The following is a 14729-nucleotide window of genomic DNA, read 5'->3' as shown; positions in this document are numbered from 1 at the left end:
CTGCTGCGTCACTCGATCGGAAGTCCGAACACCAGTTCGCGGACGAACCGTGCGGGCGGCGATCCGTGGGCGAGGACGGCGTCGTTATAGGTCTTGAGGTCGAACCTGGCGCCCCAGCGGCGCCTGGCCTCCTCGCGCATCGCCATATGCTCCTCGTAGCCCGAGAAATAGCTGAGCAATTGCGTCGATGACAGGCTCGCGCGCACCCATTTGCCCGCCGCCTCGCGCTCCTGCTGGAAGGCGCCCTTCATCATCAAATCCATCGCCTGGTCGCGAGTCATGCCTTCGGTCTGGATGCCGATGTCGAGCAGGGTGTTGGTGATCGAGCGCAGCCGCATCTTGAGCACGGTCAGCTTGAACAAAGGATCGCCGTTGAGATAGCCTTGGTCCGCCATCATCCCTTCGCCATAGACCGCCCAGCCCTCGACGAACGGCCCCGACGAGAGCACAGCGCGAAGCACCGATTTGTCCTGGTTGGCGTGATCGATCTGCAGCCAATGTCCCGGCATCGCCTCGTGGATGCTGAGGTCGTGGATCATGTAATCGTTATATTCGCGCAGGAACGAGGTCGCCTGCGCGTCGCTCCAATCGTCGGGGATCGGCGAGATCGCGAAGAACGTGTCCTGACCCTTGTCGAGCGGCCCGGGGGAGTCGCAATAGGCGACGGCGTTGCCTTGCTGGAACTTGGGCATGGTGATGATCTTGACCGGCGCGGTCGGCATCGTGACGAGGCCCTTGGCCCGGGCAAAGTCGCTGGCGCTGGCGAGAGCCGCCTTGGCGGCTGCTTCGACGCCGTCGCGCGGCGGGCGCTTGGCGTAGGTGAGGTCGAGCGCCGCCTCGATCGCCTTCTGTTGCTGCGCTTGCGTGGGGGCGCCAGGAAGCGAGGGATCGTTCAGCGCCTGGCGCGCGAGGTCGTACATCTGCGCGCGCGTGGCCGCCGCAGCGGCGGTCGCTTTCGCCTTCAGTTCGGCGCGCGTAATGTCCGACACCAAAGCGAACTTCATCTTCTGGTCGTAGAGCCTGGCGCCGAGCCGGAAGTCGCCTTTGGCGGCGGGCACCAGCGTCTTGTCGAGCCAGATTTGCTGGTCGGCCACCGCGGCCTTGAGCCTAGCGAGCGCGCCATCGAACCGCGCGCGGTCGGCGCCCGACAACTCGCTCGCGTGCGGCGCGAGCATGCCCTCGGCGATTTCGACGATGCCGCTATTTTGTTTCGAGACGGTGGTGGCGTAGATCGCCGGCACCTTGGCCGCGACGAGCTGGCGCCGGCTTTCGAGCAGGAACGCCGGGAGCGCCTCCATCCGCGCGGTCGCCGCCTTGAACCGCCGGGGCCAGGGCGCGAAATCGCGCGCGGCGAGCGTGTAGAGCGCGCCTGCCGCCGCGTCGTTGTAATTCTGCGCGTTCCACGACCAGCTCTTGAGCACCTGCAGATCCCACAGGTCGAAATCGAGCGCGTTCTTGAGCAGCAGACAGTCGACCTGGTTGTCGCGGCTGAGCGCCTTGAAGTCGATCTGGCGCAGATTGCTCAGCAGGCTCTGGTCGAACACGATCTGGCGCCCGCGCCCGGCGGCGGTGATGTCGGGCAGGCGGTCGTCGAAGCGGTGGTCGCCGAGTTGCGTGCCGTAGGCCGGCTGGAACCGCGCGATGCTGTCGATATAGCGCTTCGACAGCGCCACGAACTGCGCGTCGGCGCTTGCCGGACGCGCCGGCGCGGCGGCGCCGATGATTGGGACTGCAGCCGCGCCGAGCATGGCGGTGGCTGCGAGCAGCAATATGGCGGTACGGCGCATCCGATCGGTCCCCTCTGTGTCGGGGCGGGTCTAGAGCGCGGCGGCCATCTCCGCCAGCTTGGCGACGGTATTCATGTTGCGCGCGGTGCCGGCCTTGGCGGCGGGGATGACGAGCTTCGACTGGCCCATCCCATGGTCGGTGTAGCGGACGTAGATTTCGCGCTTGCCGAGCGCCATTTGCTCGCCGTCGACGTGCCGCGCGTCCTCGAGTGCGCCCTTGGGCGGCGCGTCGTCGAGCAGGATCGCGACAACGCGGTTGCCCGGCGCGTTCGCGAACGGATTGGCGTCGCGGATCGCCGCCATTTCCGTCGCCGTCCGGACCATCACCGGAACGTCTTTGCCCGCGTAGTCCGCCAGCGCCTTTTCCAGCGCCGCCTTGACCACGGCTTCGCTTTTGCCGCTCGTGAAGATGACGTTGCCGCTCGCGATGTACGTCTTCACACGCTCGAACCCGAGATGCTCGCACATCGCGGCGAGCTCGGTCATCGGCAGCTTGCCGGTGCCGCCGACGTTCACGGCGCGGAGCAAAGCGATGTAGGCGGTCATCGCGCAACGGTCGCGCGGCACTGCGGCGACGTCAAGCGTATCGTCCCGCGCAGTGCGCGTTGCCGAAAGCAGGCGACATGGTGCGGGCGACTGCACTATGCGTGGCGGCGTATGGCTTGGCCGCCCTTCTTCACGCTCGACCTGTTGGCGCTGGGCCTTCTGCCCTCGGGCTGGGATGAAGACCTGATCGCGCTGGTCGACGCGCCCGAACGGCAGATCATCTACCCCAGCGAATTCTCGCCACAGGTCGACGGTGAATCCTGGTCCTTCGCCGTCGTTTCCGGCGACCTGTTGCGCGACCGATGCAGCTGGCTGCTACCGTTATATCTCGGCCGGATGCTCGCATTTTCGGCGAGCAGCTTCGACCGTCCGATATTCGTTGAGAAGCGGCTCCGGTCCGCGATTTCGCTCCATATTCTGTGCGGCGCGGGCGCGCGGATCGATTGGCACGCCCATTCGAACATGGTGAACGGGCTGCTGTTCGTCAGCTCGGCCGACGAAGCAGGCGGTGGTGACCTGAAATTTCGCGACGGCGACGGTCGGGAAATTGCAATCGCTCCCAAGGCAGGAACATTCGTATGCTTCGACGGAGCGGTCGATCACTGCGTGACGCCGTTGCGATCGTCGGCGCCGCGCTTGTCGGTGCCGCTAATCTATTTCACCAGCGCCGACGAGCAGCATCCAGCCTATGGCGACGACATCTACTCGTGACGCAATGCGGCGGTGATCGCCGCCATCCAAGCCTCGACGCTTCCGGACGAATACGGTCGCGCGAGTCGAGCCCTCGCGCTACCACCCTTGCGATGGACGACATTCCCGGATTCGACCTCGACGCGTTCGTTCGCTCCACCTTGGCCGAGGACCTGGGCGAGGGGGGCGACATCACCTCGGACGCGGTCATTCCGGCCGAGGCGCGGTTCGACGGCATGATGGACAGCCGCGATGCGATCGTCGTGGCCGGGCTGGCGATTGCCGAAGCGTTCTTTCGCGCGCTCGATCCGGCGGTGCGGATCGAGCGGCTGGTGGGCGACGGCGCGCGCGTCTCGCCCGGCACCGACTTGATGCGCCTCAGCGGGACGGCGCGCGGCCTGCTCACCGCCGAACGCTCGGCGCTCAACACCGTCCAGCACCTTTCGGGAATCGCGACGATGACTCGCGCGTATGTCGACCGCATCGCGGGCACCCGCGCGATCTTGCTCGACACGCGCAAGACGATTCCCGGCCTTCGCGTGCTCGAGAAATACGCGACTCGGATGGGCGGCGCGACCAACCACCGCATGGGGCTGTGGGATGCCGCGATGATCAAGGACAATCACGTCGCGGTCGCCGGATCGGTCGGCGAGGCGGTGCGGCGGGCGAAGCAGGCGGGGATCGAGCAGATCATCGTCGAGGTCGACCGAGTCGACCAGATCGAGCCGGCGCTCGCGGCGGGCGCGACGCACTTGCTGCTCGACAATATGGACCCGCCGACGCTGCGCGGCGCGGTGACGCTGGTCGGCGGGCGCGTACCAACCGAAGCATCGGGCGGAGTCACGCTCGACACGATCCGCGCGATCGCGGAAACCGGCGTCACGTACATCAGCGTCGGGCGTTTGACGCAGTCGGCCCCGGCCGCCGATATCGGGCTGGATTTCGCGATGGGCGCCGCATGACGCGCCGTCCGCGAGCGATCATATGGTGTGAATGGTTAGGATTGGTCGCTCTCATTGTGCGCGTATGCGGAGCGGTTTGGGGCGATGGCTCGGCACGGATTGCGCAAGTCGACGCCATTACCGCGCCGGGAACGGGGATGATGTTGATCGGCTTTGGCATCGTTGCGCCGACCGCACTATCTTGGTGGGCGACACGAGGGCGATCCCCTGCCGCGGTTTGGTTCTTCGTCGTCTGGATCGCGTTGCTCGCCACCGCCGGCATCCTCCAATTTGCGCAAGGATCGATCCGCCTCAACGCGTTCGGGTTGATCGTCCTTTTCCCCTTGCTGCTTTATCTCGTGATGGTGGTCTTGTTGTTTGGCCGTGCCGCCAGACGCTGGCTGCGCAACAAGAAGGACGCAGCGGAGATCGCCGACCTGTTCACGTAACGGCTTTACAAGACCGGTCATCGCCTCGCACACAGTGTGCGACAGAGGGGCGACACAATGCGACCGCGATCGATCCGACAGTTCGAATATTGCTATCTCGGGTCGCTGCTGCTCGGCGCTGCCGTGACCGCGATCACGTGGAACGCCAATGCTAGCTCGACCGAGGTCAAGCAAATTGAGGCGGTGTTCGGCGCTTCGTTCCTGCCGATCTTCTACGTCTTCGTGTACGCGCTGTCGCTGGCGCTGTGGTATTTCACCGCGCGCGTGCCGAACCTCGCCGCCAAATGGATCGTGGTCGGATGGTTCGCTCTGTCACTGCTCGGCGTGCTGCTGAGCCTGGGCACCGGGCACATCCCCAACGACTTGCCGAGCCTGTTGTCGATCGTGGCGATCGTCCTCAACGCCGTTGCCGTGTGGCTGTTGTTCCGCCCCGATGCGCGGGCGTGGTTCGGCGAAACGGCATGACTCGCGCGGTTCGGTTGTGCGTCGCGGCGGTGGCGCTCGCGGCACCCAGCGTCGCAAGCGCGCAGGCGTTGGTCTGCGCCGCGCCCGCGGTGGTGCCCGTTCCCAACGCCGACCTGCCGACGCCGGACCAGCCGCAGCGTGTGCTGCCGATCGGCGGCTATACGCTCGCGATCACCTGGGCGCCGCAATATTGTCGCAACGGCGGGTTCACCCCGGCGGCGCGGTTCGAGTGCGGCAGCGGCAACCGGTTCGCTTTCACGCTTCACGGGCTGTGGCCGGACGGCGTGGGCAAGGACTGGCCGCAATATTGCGCGGCGACGCCGATCCTGCCTCCGGCGACCGTCAAAAACATGCTGTGCAAGACGCCGTCGGCGCAGCTGGTCCAGCACGAATGGGCCAAGCACGGTACCTGCACCGGCCTCACCCCGGTCGCCTATTTCGGCAAGTCGAGCCGGCTCTATGCCCGGCTGCGCTATCCCGACATGAACGCGCTATCGCGCGGGCCGCTGACCGTTGGGCAGTTCGTCGCGGCGTTCGCGGCGGCCAATCCGCGCATTCCGGCGAACGCGGTACGCGTTACGGCATCGCGCGGCTGGCTCGACGAATTGTGGCTGTGTCTCGACACGCGGCTCGCTTACACGCGCTGCCGGGCCGGTACGGGAGGGCTCGCCGCCAACGCATCGCTCAAGATCTGGCGTGGCGGCCGAAGGCCGCGCTAGCCCTCGATCACGGCGGTCGACGGGTGATGCTTGTCGAGGTGCTTCTTGATGATCCGCAGGTTGCGCGTGTTCGACCGGAAGAAGAAATCGGGCACGGCACCGACGAACGGGATCAGGCCGAGCAGGAAGTCGACCCCGACATTGCCGAACATCCGCGCCATCTGGACCTTCGACATGCCGAGGTTGCGCGCTTCCCACGCCATATAGGCACCCATCGCCGCGCCGATCACGTCGCCGCCGACCGGGAGTACGTCGAGGATCACGTCGAGCCCGATCCGGCGGTTGGTACCCGGGATCGTGAATAGTCCCTCGAGCAAATGCTCGAGCCCTTCGATCCGCCGGCGTACCGAGGCGGCGTCGCGCCCGGTGGGAACGATCGAACTCAGACCGGACGTCGGCATGCGCGTGGTGTTGGCCATCATACGCTTTCAAGTGGGGTCGTTGCGTAATCGATTCAACGGGTGCCACGCGCGGGGGTTCCCCTGCCACTGCTTGAGCCGCAGCGCGACGAGCGACCAGCGCAACGGCGTCGCGAGCGGAATGAACGCCACATCCGACGCGAGCAAGCCATCGGCTTCTGCGATATGCTGGCCGCGGCTTGCCATGTCGGGGGCGTCGCGCGCTGCGGTCAGCGCGGCCTGAGCTTCGGGGCTGCACACGACGCACGCGGTCGCGAGATACCAGCGCGCGCTGTCATATGGCGCGACGGCATCGACCAGCCGCAGGTCGGCCTCGGCGCCCGGAGCGACTCGCACCGACTGCACCCCGATCAGAATCAACCGTGCAGCGATCTGGCCATAGAGGATCGTACCCCCGGGCCCGGCCGGAAGCGCGATCCGCACCACAATCGGGCCGGGGTTGGTCGCGCGATACTTGGCGACCTGGGCACGCGCGGCGGCAAGGCGAGCGTCGGGCGAGAGCGTCGTCCAGGTCGGGATAGCGGGCGGGGCTGCGGAGTCGAGCTTGTCGGGCAACAGTCGCTCGACCGGCGCGCCCCAATCGGAGGTCAACGCGGCGATCAGCGCCGACCGGTCGATTGCTTCGGCGATTGCCGCGCGGCCGGCCGCACTCGCGAGCAATCCCTCCCGCCGGACGACGGCCAGTCCGAACAGCCCAACCGCCGGATCGAGCTTGATATTGGTCGGGGCGACGCCGCTGTGCGCGACCAGCGGGAAATCGGCGACGGCGCCGCCCGCGACATAGTCCGACAGCTTGGTCGCAAACCGCACCACTGCGCGCGACGCACTTTCGCCGATCAGCTCGACATCCTGCTCGGGCGACGGCTGCGCGGCCTCATCGTCGGGCGAGCGGGCCGGGTCGATCGCCGGGCGCAGCAGCAGCGCGCCGCGGTCGTTGGCGGCGATCCGGAACGGACCGCTGCCGCCGATCGGGTTCATTCGCAGCACCGCGAGCTCGGGTTGCGCGAACAGCTTGAGCAGATCGGGGCGCGGCCGGCTCAGCCGCACCTCGATCACCGCGTCGGTCATCACCGCGACATCGTCGATGGCGCTCAAGAACGGCTTGAGCGGGTTACGCGACCCGGGCGCGATGGCGCGCTTCAGGATCGTCGCGACGTCGGCGGCGGTGACCTTTTCGCCATCGCTCCATTCGGCCTCGCGCAGGCGAAAGATGTAGGTGCGGCCCGAATCGATCACGATCCAGCGCTCGGCGAGCCCCGGTTCGATCTGTCCCGCCGCGTCGAACCGCACCAGCCCTTGCGCGGTCGAATCGAGCAACAGCCGTTGCGTGAGGTCGGGCGAGCGCTTGTTGACGTCGCCAAATGCGGCGCGCGCGCCGATCGCCGACACCACCACCGGGCCCTTGTCGGGCCGTTGCGTACAGGCGGCGAGGCCGAGGATGAGCGTCGGGAGCAACCAGCGCGAGATCATGCCCGGCCTTGTGCCAGTTTCGGCGCGTCGGCGCCATGGTGCGGACGGCGGGACTCGAACCCGCACACCCAAAGGGCGAGGGATTTTAAGTCCCGTGCGTCTACCAATTTCGCCACGTCCGCGCGCTGACGAAGAGCAGGACAAGCGAAGCCTGTCCGTCACTTCGTCGACCCGGCCGGCCTCGCGAAGCGAGGACCGACGTCATGCGATTTACTCGCATGACGGCTATCTGCGCCAGCGTTTTATGGATCAATGGTAACCTCGCTAGGGCCGACGTGGCAAAGCCACGTCGTCGGACCTTGGCGGTGCCAAGGCCGGCCGGCGTGCGGCGAGTCTTGAACCAGTTTGCTTGGTTCAAGCCGCCTTCGCTCACACGTTCAACCGAACGCGCATTTCCTTGCCGGGCTTGAAATACGGCACGCGCTTGGCGTCGACCGCGACCACTTCGCCGGTGCGTGGGTTGCGCCCCGTGCGGGCATCGCGCGCGCGCGTGGAAAAGGCGCCGAAGCCGCGCAGTTCGACTCGTCCGTCGGCGGCGAGCCGCCGCGCGATCTCATCGAAGAACGTTGTCACGATCGCCTCGATGTCGCGCGCGGCGAGATCCGGATTGGCCTCGGACAGTTTCTGGATAAGCTCGGAACGGATCATCTGGACTTGCACTCCCCACGCCGGCGGAGCGGGACGAATATCCCGCATACCGCCAATCGTCTCACCGCCGCGGCACCGGCGCCGGCAAGCTCCCCCCTGTCGGATCAGCATACGCCCTAAACAGGCCGACTCAATAGGATCGAATCGACACGTGAAGCGGCGAAACGGGCAACGCCGGGGGCGGCGCTGCCCATTTTGGGCTTACTTCTTGGTGTCGCGCGCCTTGAGCGCTTCGCCAAGGATGTCACCGAGCGACGCACCCGAATCGGACGAACCGTATTGCGCGACTGCCTGCTTCTCCTCGGCGATCTGCATCGCCTTGATCGAGAAGGTCGGCTTCTTCGAACGGTCGAACCCGGTCACCATCGCGTCGAACTTCTGCCCGACCTGGAACCGCTCCGGACGCTGCTCGTCGCGGTCGCGGCCGAGATCGGTGCGCTTGATGAAGCCGGTCGCACCGTCGTCGCCGACCTGAACCTCGAGCCCGGCATCGCGGACTTCGAGCACGGTGACGGTGACGATCGCGTTCTTGTTGAGCTTGTCGCCCGACGCCGCGGCCGCCGCACCGGCGCCCGCCGCGCCCGACGGGCCACCGCGCTCGAGCTGCTTCATGCCGAGCGAAATGCGCTCCTTGTCGGCGTCGATGTCGAGCACGATCGCCTTCACCATCTCACCCTTGCGGTGCAGGCTGAGTGCGTCCTCGCCGGCGATGCCCCAGGCGATGTCGGACATGTGGACCATGCCGTCGACGTCGTTGTCGAGGCCGATGAACAGGCCGAATTCGGTCGCGTTCTTGACTTCGCCTTCGACGGTCGAGCCGACCGGATGGGCGGCGGCGAACGCTTCCCACGGATTGGCCTGCGCTTGCTTGAGGCCGAGCGAAATGCGACGCTTTTCCTGATCGACCTCGAGCACGACGACGTCGACTTCCTGGCTGGTCGAGACGATCTTGCCGGGGTGGACGTTCTTCTTGGTCCACGACATTTCGGAGACGTGGACGAGGCCCTCGATGCCCGGATCGAGCTCGACGAACGCGCCGTATTCGGTGATGTTGGTCACGCGGCCGGTCAGCTTCGCGCCGACATGATACTTTTGCGTGGCGCCGTCCCACGGATCGCTCTCGAGCTGCTTCATGCCGAGCGAGATGCGCTGCGTGTCCTTGTTGATGCGGATGATCTGAACCTTGACGGTGTCGCCGATATTCAGGACTTCCGACGGATGGCCGACGCGCTTGTAGCTCAAGTCGGTGACGTGGAGCAGGCCGTCGATGCCGCCGAGATCGACGAACGCACCGTAATCGGTGATGTTCTTGACCACACCGTCGATGATCTGGCCCTCGGCGAGGCTCATGATCAGCCCCGAGCGCTGCTCGGCGCGCGTTTCCTCGAGGATGGCGCGGCGCGACACGACGATGTTGCCGCGCTTGCGGTCCATCTTGAGGATCTGGAACGGCTGCGGGATGTCCATCAGCGGCTGGACGTCGCGGACCGGGCGGATGTCGACCTGGCTGCCCGGCAGGAACGCCACGGCGCCGTCGAGATCGACGGTGAAGCCGCCCTTGACGCGGCCGAAGATGACGCCCTCGACGCGAGCCGACTGGGTGAATTCCGCTTCGAGCTTGTCCCATGCGGCTTCGCGGCGCGCGCGGTCGCGCGACAGCATCGCTTCGCCCATCGCATTCTCGACGCGGTCGACGAACACTTCGACTTCGTCACCGACCTTGAGGTCGGCTTTCTGACCCGGAGCGGCGAACTCGCGCAGCGGCACGCGGCCTTCGGACTTGAGGCCAACGTCGATCACGGCCATGTCGTTTTCGATGCCGGTGACGGTGCCATGCACCACGCGGCCTTCGAAGCCGTCGGCGTCACCCAGCGTCTGTTCGAGAAGTTTCGCGAAGTCGTCGCGCGTCGGGGTTGCGGCAGAAGCCATAAGATGTAGGTCCTAATCAACGTTTTCCGGCCAACCGGTTGTCTCCGGTGGTCTTGGCCAAAACGCCGCGCCCGCCTCATGCGAAACGCAGCATCCGGGCGAACGAAGGGGCGGAAGCGGACTAGACGCGCCGAAATGCGAAAAGGGCGCGAAGGAAACCCCGCGCGCCAGCCTCCGCGAGAACCAAGCTCGCCGGACGCGCGCGCCTTAGCGCAAGCGGGACGGACCCGCAAGCCGCGCGGTCAGGCGGTGAGGCGGCCTATTGTGCCTTCAGCGCGCGCTGGCGCTCGACCAGTTCGATCGCGCGATTGACCGCGGCTTCGATCGACAGGAAGCTGGTATCGAGGATCCCGGCGTCGGACGCCATCACCAGCGGCGCGGCGTCGCGGCCGGTGTCGCGCAGGTCGCGCGCGCGGATGTCCGCGAGTACCTTGTCGAGGCTGATCGTCGAGCCGCGTTCCTTCAGCTCGGCGTGGCGGCGCCGCGCGCGGATTTGCGGGGTCGCCTTGACGAACAATTTGGCGTCGGCGTCGGGGGCGATCACCGTGCCGATATCGCGCCCGTCGAGCACCGCGCCGCCCGGTTGTTGCGCGAACTTGCGCTGGCGCTGGAGCAGAGCGGCACGGACCAGCGGGTGCGCCGAGACGATCGACGCGCGCTGACCCGCTTCGTCGCTGCGCAGCAGCGGGTCGTCGAGCAGCGAATCGTTGAAATTGCTCGCGGCGACCGCATCCGCCTCGATCTCCGGGTTGAGGTCCATGCGGCGCACATTCTCCGCGACCGCGCGATACAGCAGCCCGGTATCGAGGTGCGGCAGCTTGTAATGCTTGGCGAGCGCCCGCGCGATGGTGCCCTTGCCGCTGGCGGCTGGGCCGTCGACGGCGATGATCATGCGAATCCCTTCATTCGCCCGAACCTAATCAAGCGCATCCTGCCGCGCCAGCCATGCGCGGATCGTCGCAACGGTTTCGCGGGGCCGGTCGGCGAACAGGCCGTGCGCGGCGCCGGGGATCGTGGCGAATTCGGCACCGGGCACGCGCGCGGCAAACCCGGCGAGCGTCGCGGGGCGGGCTTCGTCATACTGGCCGCCGACGAAGATCGTGCGGCGGCCGTCGAGCCTGGCAAGCAGCGGTTCGCCGTCGTAGTCGCGCAAGGAGCCGGTTGAGACGAACTCGCTCGCGCCCCACATCGCATTGTAGAGCTTGGGGTTGAACCCGCCGGGATGCGAGCGTGCATAGATCGTCGCGGCGATCGTCGCGGGCTCTCGGCCATTGAAGGCGCGGTAGAAGGCGTTGGTGCCGTCGTCGCAGATCGGGCTTGGGCCGGCATCGCAACGCGCTATCTCGGCCTGAATGCCGGCAGGTAGCGATGTGCGAAGCAGATTGGCGTCGGCGATCCAGCTCCTGGTCGAGACCAACGGGCTGACGAGCGCAAGGCCGAGCAGCGCCTTGGGGCGCCGGGCGCCGTATTCCAACGCGAGCGTGCCGCCCCAGCTATGCCCGAGCAAGTGCCAGCGCTCGACGCCCAGCGCCTGGCGCACCAGGTCGGCCTCATCGACGAAGCGCGACACGCGCCAGTTTTTCGGATCGTTGGGCCGATCCGACTGGCCGCTGTCGAGCTGGTCGTAAAGGATCACCGCGCGTTCGTCGGCGAGCGCGAGCGCAGTCAGGAAATGCGCGTGCGTCCCGCCCGGGCCGCCGTGGAGCATGACGATCGGCGGCTTGCGTCCGCGCAGGTTGCCGTTGACGCGGACATAGACACGGCCACCCTCGACCGGGACCATCTTTTCGAGATCGGGCGGCGGATAGCCGTCGGCCTGGCGCGCGAAGAGCGGGCGGGGGAGGGCGAGGGTCGCGGCGAGCCCGGCGCTGGCGGCAAGGAAGGCGCGACGGTCGATCATGCGCATTCCGTCAGGCCATCAAGCGTAGCGAAGAAGCCCGGATAGCTTGTCGCCACCGGGGTAGCGTCGTCGATCGTAATTGGCGCGCGGGCATGGAGACCGGCCACGGCCATTGCCATCGCGATGCGGTGATCGAGCAGGCTGGCGATCGTCGCGCCACCCGGGATCGGCTCGCCCCCCGTGCCGGTGATCGCCAACCCATCCTCGAATTCCTCCACCGCGACCCCGCAAGCGCCAAGCGCCGCCGCCATCGCCGCGATGCGATCCGATTCCTTGACGCGAAGCTCGTGCGCACCCCGCGCGACCGTCCGGCCGGTGGCGAACGCAGCGGCGACGAACAGCACCGGATATTCGTCGATCATGCTCGGCGCGAGGTCGGGCGGCGCCTCGATCGCGCGGAGCGGCGCGTGGCGCACGACCAGATCGGCCACGGGCTCGCCGCCGACGCTGCGCGGATCGACCTCGGCGATATCGGCGCCCATCATGCGCAGCGCTTCGAACAGTCCGGCGCGGGTCGGGTTGAGCCCGACATTGGCGATGGTCACTTCGCTGCCGGGCACGATCGAGCCGGCCACCGCCCAGAACGCCGCGGAGCTGGGGTCGCCGGGCACGACGATGTGCTGCGGCTTGAGTTCGGCCTCGCCGGTTATCGAAACGATCCGGCCGCGATTGCTTGCCTCGACCGTCACCGCAGCGCCGAACCCGGCGAGCATCCGTTCCGAATGGTCGCGCGTCGTGACCGGCTCGATTACGCGCGTCACACCCGGCGTGTTGAGCCCGGCGAGCAAAATCGCCGACTTGACCTGTGCGGACGCGACCGGGAGCGTGTATTCGATCGGCACTGCCGGGCACAGCCCGCGCACCATCATCGGCAAGCGTCCGCCGGGGCTCGCGGTGATGTCCGCCCCCATCAGCGACAGCGGCTCGATCACGCGCGCCATCGGGCGTTTTGACAGCGAGGCGTCGCCGGTGAAGGTCGCGGTGATCGGATGGCTCGCTACCAGCCCCGCGAGCAGCCGCGTCGACGTTCCCGAATTGCCCATGTCGAGCGCTTGCGCCGGCTGCAGCAGCCCGCCGATCCCGACACCCCACACGCGCCAGGTGCCGTCGTCGGCCCCTTCGACCGTCGCGCCCATCGCGCGCATCGCCGCCGCCGTCGCGAGCACATCCTCGCCCTCGAGCAACCCTTCGATCCGGCTTTCGCCGACGGCAAGTCCGGCGAGCATCAGCGCGCGGTGGCTGATCGACTTGTCGCCGGGCACCGCGACCCGCCCGCGCAGGCTCCCGCGCGCGGCAATCTCGATCGGCCGGGGCGGGGGATGCGGCATCGTCGCCGGGCTTTGACAGTGCCCTTGCGCTATGGCAAGGCGCCCGCCACTTTAGGGTCTACGATCCGAAATTCGCATAAATCGAAAGGTATCAGGCGGCATGGTTAAGCCGGAATGGGGCACGAAGCGCACGTGCCCGAAATGCGCCACGCGTTTCTATGATCTGGGCAAGGAAGATCCGGTCGTCTGCATCAATTGCAACACCGCGTTCAATCCCGAACCGATCCTGAAGTCGAAGCAGCCGCTGCCGTTCGAGGTGGTCAAGGCCGAAAAGCCCGAGAAGGACGATGCGGACCTCGAGGGTGAGGACATCGATATCGCCGAGGACGAAGAGCCGTCCGCGGACGACGAAGTCGATCTGGGCGGCGACGACGATCTTGGCGTCGAGACCGGCGGCAAGGACGACGATCATTGATGGCGCCGGTCCGGCCACGCGCCGGACCGATGCGCCGGTCGCTCAGGCGTCGAGCACGCCGGCCAGCTGACCGTCGAGATAATAGTCGGCGGTCGCGGCTAACCCGCGATCGAGCCCGACACGCGGCGCAAAGCCGGTCAGGCGTTGCAGCTTGGAAATGTCGGGCGCGCGGCGCGGCACGCTTCCCGCTGGCGACGGGTGCAGGACGATCGGCGCATCGATCTGGCGCGTCGCCATCATGTGCCTGGCCAGATCGTGCATCGTCACTTCGTCGGTGCCGCCGACATTGACGATCTCGCCGGCGCAGTCTTCCGACTCGCCGACCGCGATCGTCGCGCGCACGGCATCGTCGATATAGAGAAACGACCGCGTGTCGGCGTGGCCGAACAGCTCGTAGCGCTGCTCGCGCATCCGCATCATGAAGTCGGGAACGACATGCCGGTCGCCCATGCGCGGGCCGTAAGCGTTGTGATAGCGGATCACCGACCAGGGAAAGCCATAGCTTCGCCCTGCCTGGATCGTCACGACCTCGCCGTGCATCTTCGACGCGGCGTACGACCAGCGCGGATTGTCGACGCCGTCGATGCTGAGCGGCACGTCCTCCGCCGTCGGCACCGGCCAGCCGAAGCGAGTCACGGTCGAGGCATAGGATTCGCTGGTGCCGGCATAGACGAAGCGCTTGAGCGGCGCGTCGCGGAACGCCTCGGCGAGGAAGAAAGTGGGAAGCGTGCAGCTGCGGATCACGTCCATCGGCCGCTCGTAGAAATTCTGCGTCCCGTTGAGCGCCGCCAGATGATAGACGGTTTCGACATCGGTCGGCAGGCTCGCTACCTCCGATTCCCGGCTCAGATCGGCTTCGATCCACGTCACGCCTGGCTGTTTCATCAGATCGATGAACGCATCGTCGCGCTCGCCCCGCACCAGATTGTCGACCGCCACGACCGAATGGCCGCGCGCGGCGAGCGCGCGGACGAGATGGAAACCGATGAACCCGGCGGCACCGGTCACGAGTGCGCGTGCCAT

16 protein-coding genes and 1 tRNA gene are annotated in these 14729 nt (G+C 67.0%); 6 read left to right on the top strand and 11 right to left on the bottom strand.

Annotated features, from left to right (window positions below):
• Window positions 1–8: 8 nt before the first annotated feature.
• A complete protein-coding gene (locus VH326_RS09845; RefSeq protein ID WP_329631638.1) occupies window positions 9–1787 on the bottom strand; it encodes a DUF885 domain-containing protein in 1779 nt (592 codons plus the stop codon).
• 30 nt (window positions 1788–1817) lie between these two features.
• Window positions 1818–2333: a DUF1697 domain-containing protein gene (locus VH326_RS09840; protein WP_329631637.1), complete on the bottom strand. Its 516-nt coding sequence runs from the start codon at window positions 2331–2333 to the stop codon at window positions 1818–1820.
• A gap of 111 nt (window positions 2334–2444) precedes the next feature.
• On the opposite strand from VH326_RS09840, the gene VH326_RS09835 reads away from it, so the two are divergent.
• From VH326_RS09835 to VH326_RS09815, 5 genes are all read left to right on the top strand, one after another.
• Window positions 2445–3044 carry a 2OG-Fe(II) oxygenase gene (locus VH326_RS09835; protein WP_329631636.1) on the top strand — a complete coding sequence of 200 codons (600 nt, stop codon included), beginning with the start codon at window positions 2445–2447 and terminating at the stop codon, window positions 3042–3044.
• Window positions 3045–3136: 92 nt separating this feature from the next.
• The gene (gene nadC, locus VH326_RS09830; RefSeq protein ID WP_329631635.1) at window positions 3137–3985 is read left to right on the top strand and encodes a carboxylating nicotinate-nucleotide diphosphorylase; all 849 of its coding nucleotides are present in this window, start codon (window positions 3137–3139) and stop codon (window positions 3983–3985) included.
• Complete coding sequence (locus VH326_RS09825; protein ID WP_329631634.1) at window positions 3982–4413, top strand: hypothetical protein; 432 nt, start codon at window positions 3982–3984, stop codon at window positions 4411–4413. Before nadC ends, VH326_RS09825 begins: the two co-directional genes overlap by 4 nt.
• Window positions 4414–4470: 57 nt before the next feature.
• Window positions 4471–4878: a hypothetical protein gene (locus VH326_RS09820; RefSeq protein WP_329631633.1), complete on the top strand. Its 408-nt coding sequence runs from the start codon at window positions 4471–4473 to the stop codon at window positions 4876–4878.
• Window positions 4875–5597, top strand: coding sequence for a ribonuclease T2 family protein (locus tag VH326_RS09815; RefSeq protein ID WP_329631632.1), 723 nt, complete (start codon window positions 4875–4877; stop codon window positions 5595–5597). The genes VH326_RS09820 and VH326_RS09815 overlap by 4 nt, the downstream gene beginning before the upstream one ends.
• Here VH326_RS09815 and VH326_RS09810 read toward each other — a convergent pair.
• From VH326_RS09810 to aroA, 8 genes are all read right to left on the bottom strand, one after another.
• Window positions 5594–6019: a DUF4112 domain-containing protein gene (locus tag VH326_RS09810; protein ID WP_329631631.1), complete on the bottom strand. Its 426-nt coding sequence runs from the start codon at window positions 6017–6019 to the stop codon at window positions 5594–5596. The genes VH326_RS09815 and VH326_RS09810 overlap by 4 nt on opposite strands.
• 6 nt (window positions 6020–6025) lie before the next feature.
• Window positions 6026–7486 carry an ABC transporter substrate-binding protein gene (locus tag VH326_RS09805; protein ID WP_329631630.1) on the bottom strand — a complete coding sequence of 487 codons (1461 nt, stop codon included), beginning with the start codon at window positions 7484–7486 and terminating at the stop codon, window positions 6026–6028.
• Between the two features lie 36 nt (window positions 7487–7522).
• Window positions 7523–7608: transfer RNA gene (locus VH326_RS09800), tRNA-Leu, on the bottom strand.
• Window positions 7609–7855: 247 nt separating this feature from the next.
• Complete coding sequence (gene ihfB / locus VH326_RS09795; RefSeq protein ID WP_329631629.1) at window positions 7856–8134, bottom strand: integration host factor subunit beta; 279 nt, start codon at window positions 8132–8134, stop codon at window positions 7856–7858.
• 201 nt (window positions 8135–8335) lie between these two features.
• On the bottom strand, window positions 8336–10063 hold the full coding sequence (gene rpsA / locus VH326_RS09790; RefSeq protein ID WP_329631628.1) for a 30S ribosomal protein S1: 1728 nt from the start codon (window positions 10061–10063) through the stop codon (window positions 8336–8338).
• Window positions 10064–10322: 259 nt separating this feature from the next.
• Window positions 10323–10955 carry a (d)CMP kinase gene (cmk, locus tag VH326_RS09785; RefSeq protein ID WP_329631627.1) on the bottom strand — a complete coding sequence of 211 codons (633 nt, stop codon included), beginning with the start codon at window positions 10953–10955 and terminating at the stop codon, window positions 10323–10325.
• Window positions 10956–10979: 24 nt separating this feature from the next.
• Window positions 10980–11963 (bottom strand): proline iminopeptidase-family hydrolase, encoded by a 984-nt coding sequence (locus tag VH326_RS09780; protein ID WP_329631626.1) that lies wholly within the window; start codon window positions 11961–11963, stop codon window positions 10980–10982.
• The gene (gene aroA / locus VH326_RS09775; protein WP_329631625.1) at window positions 11960–13291 is read right to left on the bottom strand and encodes a 3-phosphoshikimate 1-carboxyvinyltransferase; all 1332 of its coding nucleotides are present in this window, start codon (window positions 13289–13291) and stop codon (window positions 11960–11962) included. The genes VH326_RS09780 and aroA overlap by 4 nt, the downstream gene beginning before the upstream one ends.
• Window positions 13292–13391: 100 nt before the next feature.
• Here aroA and VH326_RS09770 point away from each other — a divergent pair, with 100 nt between their 5' ends.
• Entirely contained in the window at window positions 13392–13706 is a 315-nt protein-coding gene (locus VH326_RS09770; protein ID WP_329631624.1) for a TIGR02300 family protein, read from the top strand.
• Between the two features lie 42 nt (window positions 13707–13748).
• On the opposite strand, the gene VH326_RS09765 is transcribed toward VH326_RS09770, so the two are convergent.
• A complete protein-coding gene (locus VH326_RS09765) occupies window positions 13749–14729 on the bottom strand; it encodes an NAD-dependent epimerase/dehydratase family protein (protein ID WP_329631623.1) in 981 nt (326 codons plus the stop codon).

This window comes from Sphingomonas sp. (genome assembly GCF_036269755.1).
Lineage (GTDB): Bacteria > Pseudomonadota > Alphaproteobacteria > Sphingomonadales > Sphingomonadaceae > Sphingomonas.
The sequence above is the reverse complement of the archived record's forward strand: the minus strand, read 5'-3'. Positions and strand labels throughout refer to the sequence as shown.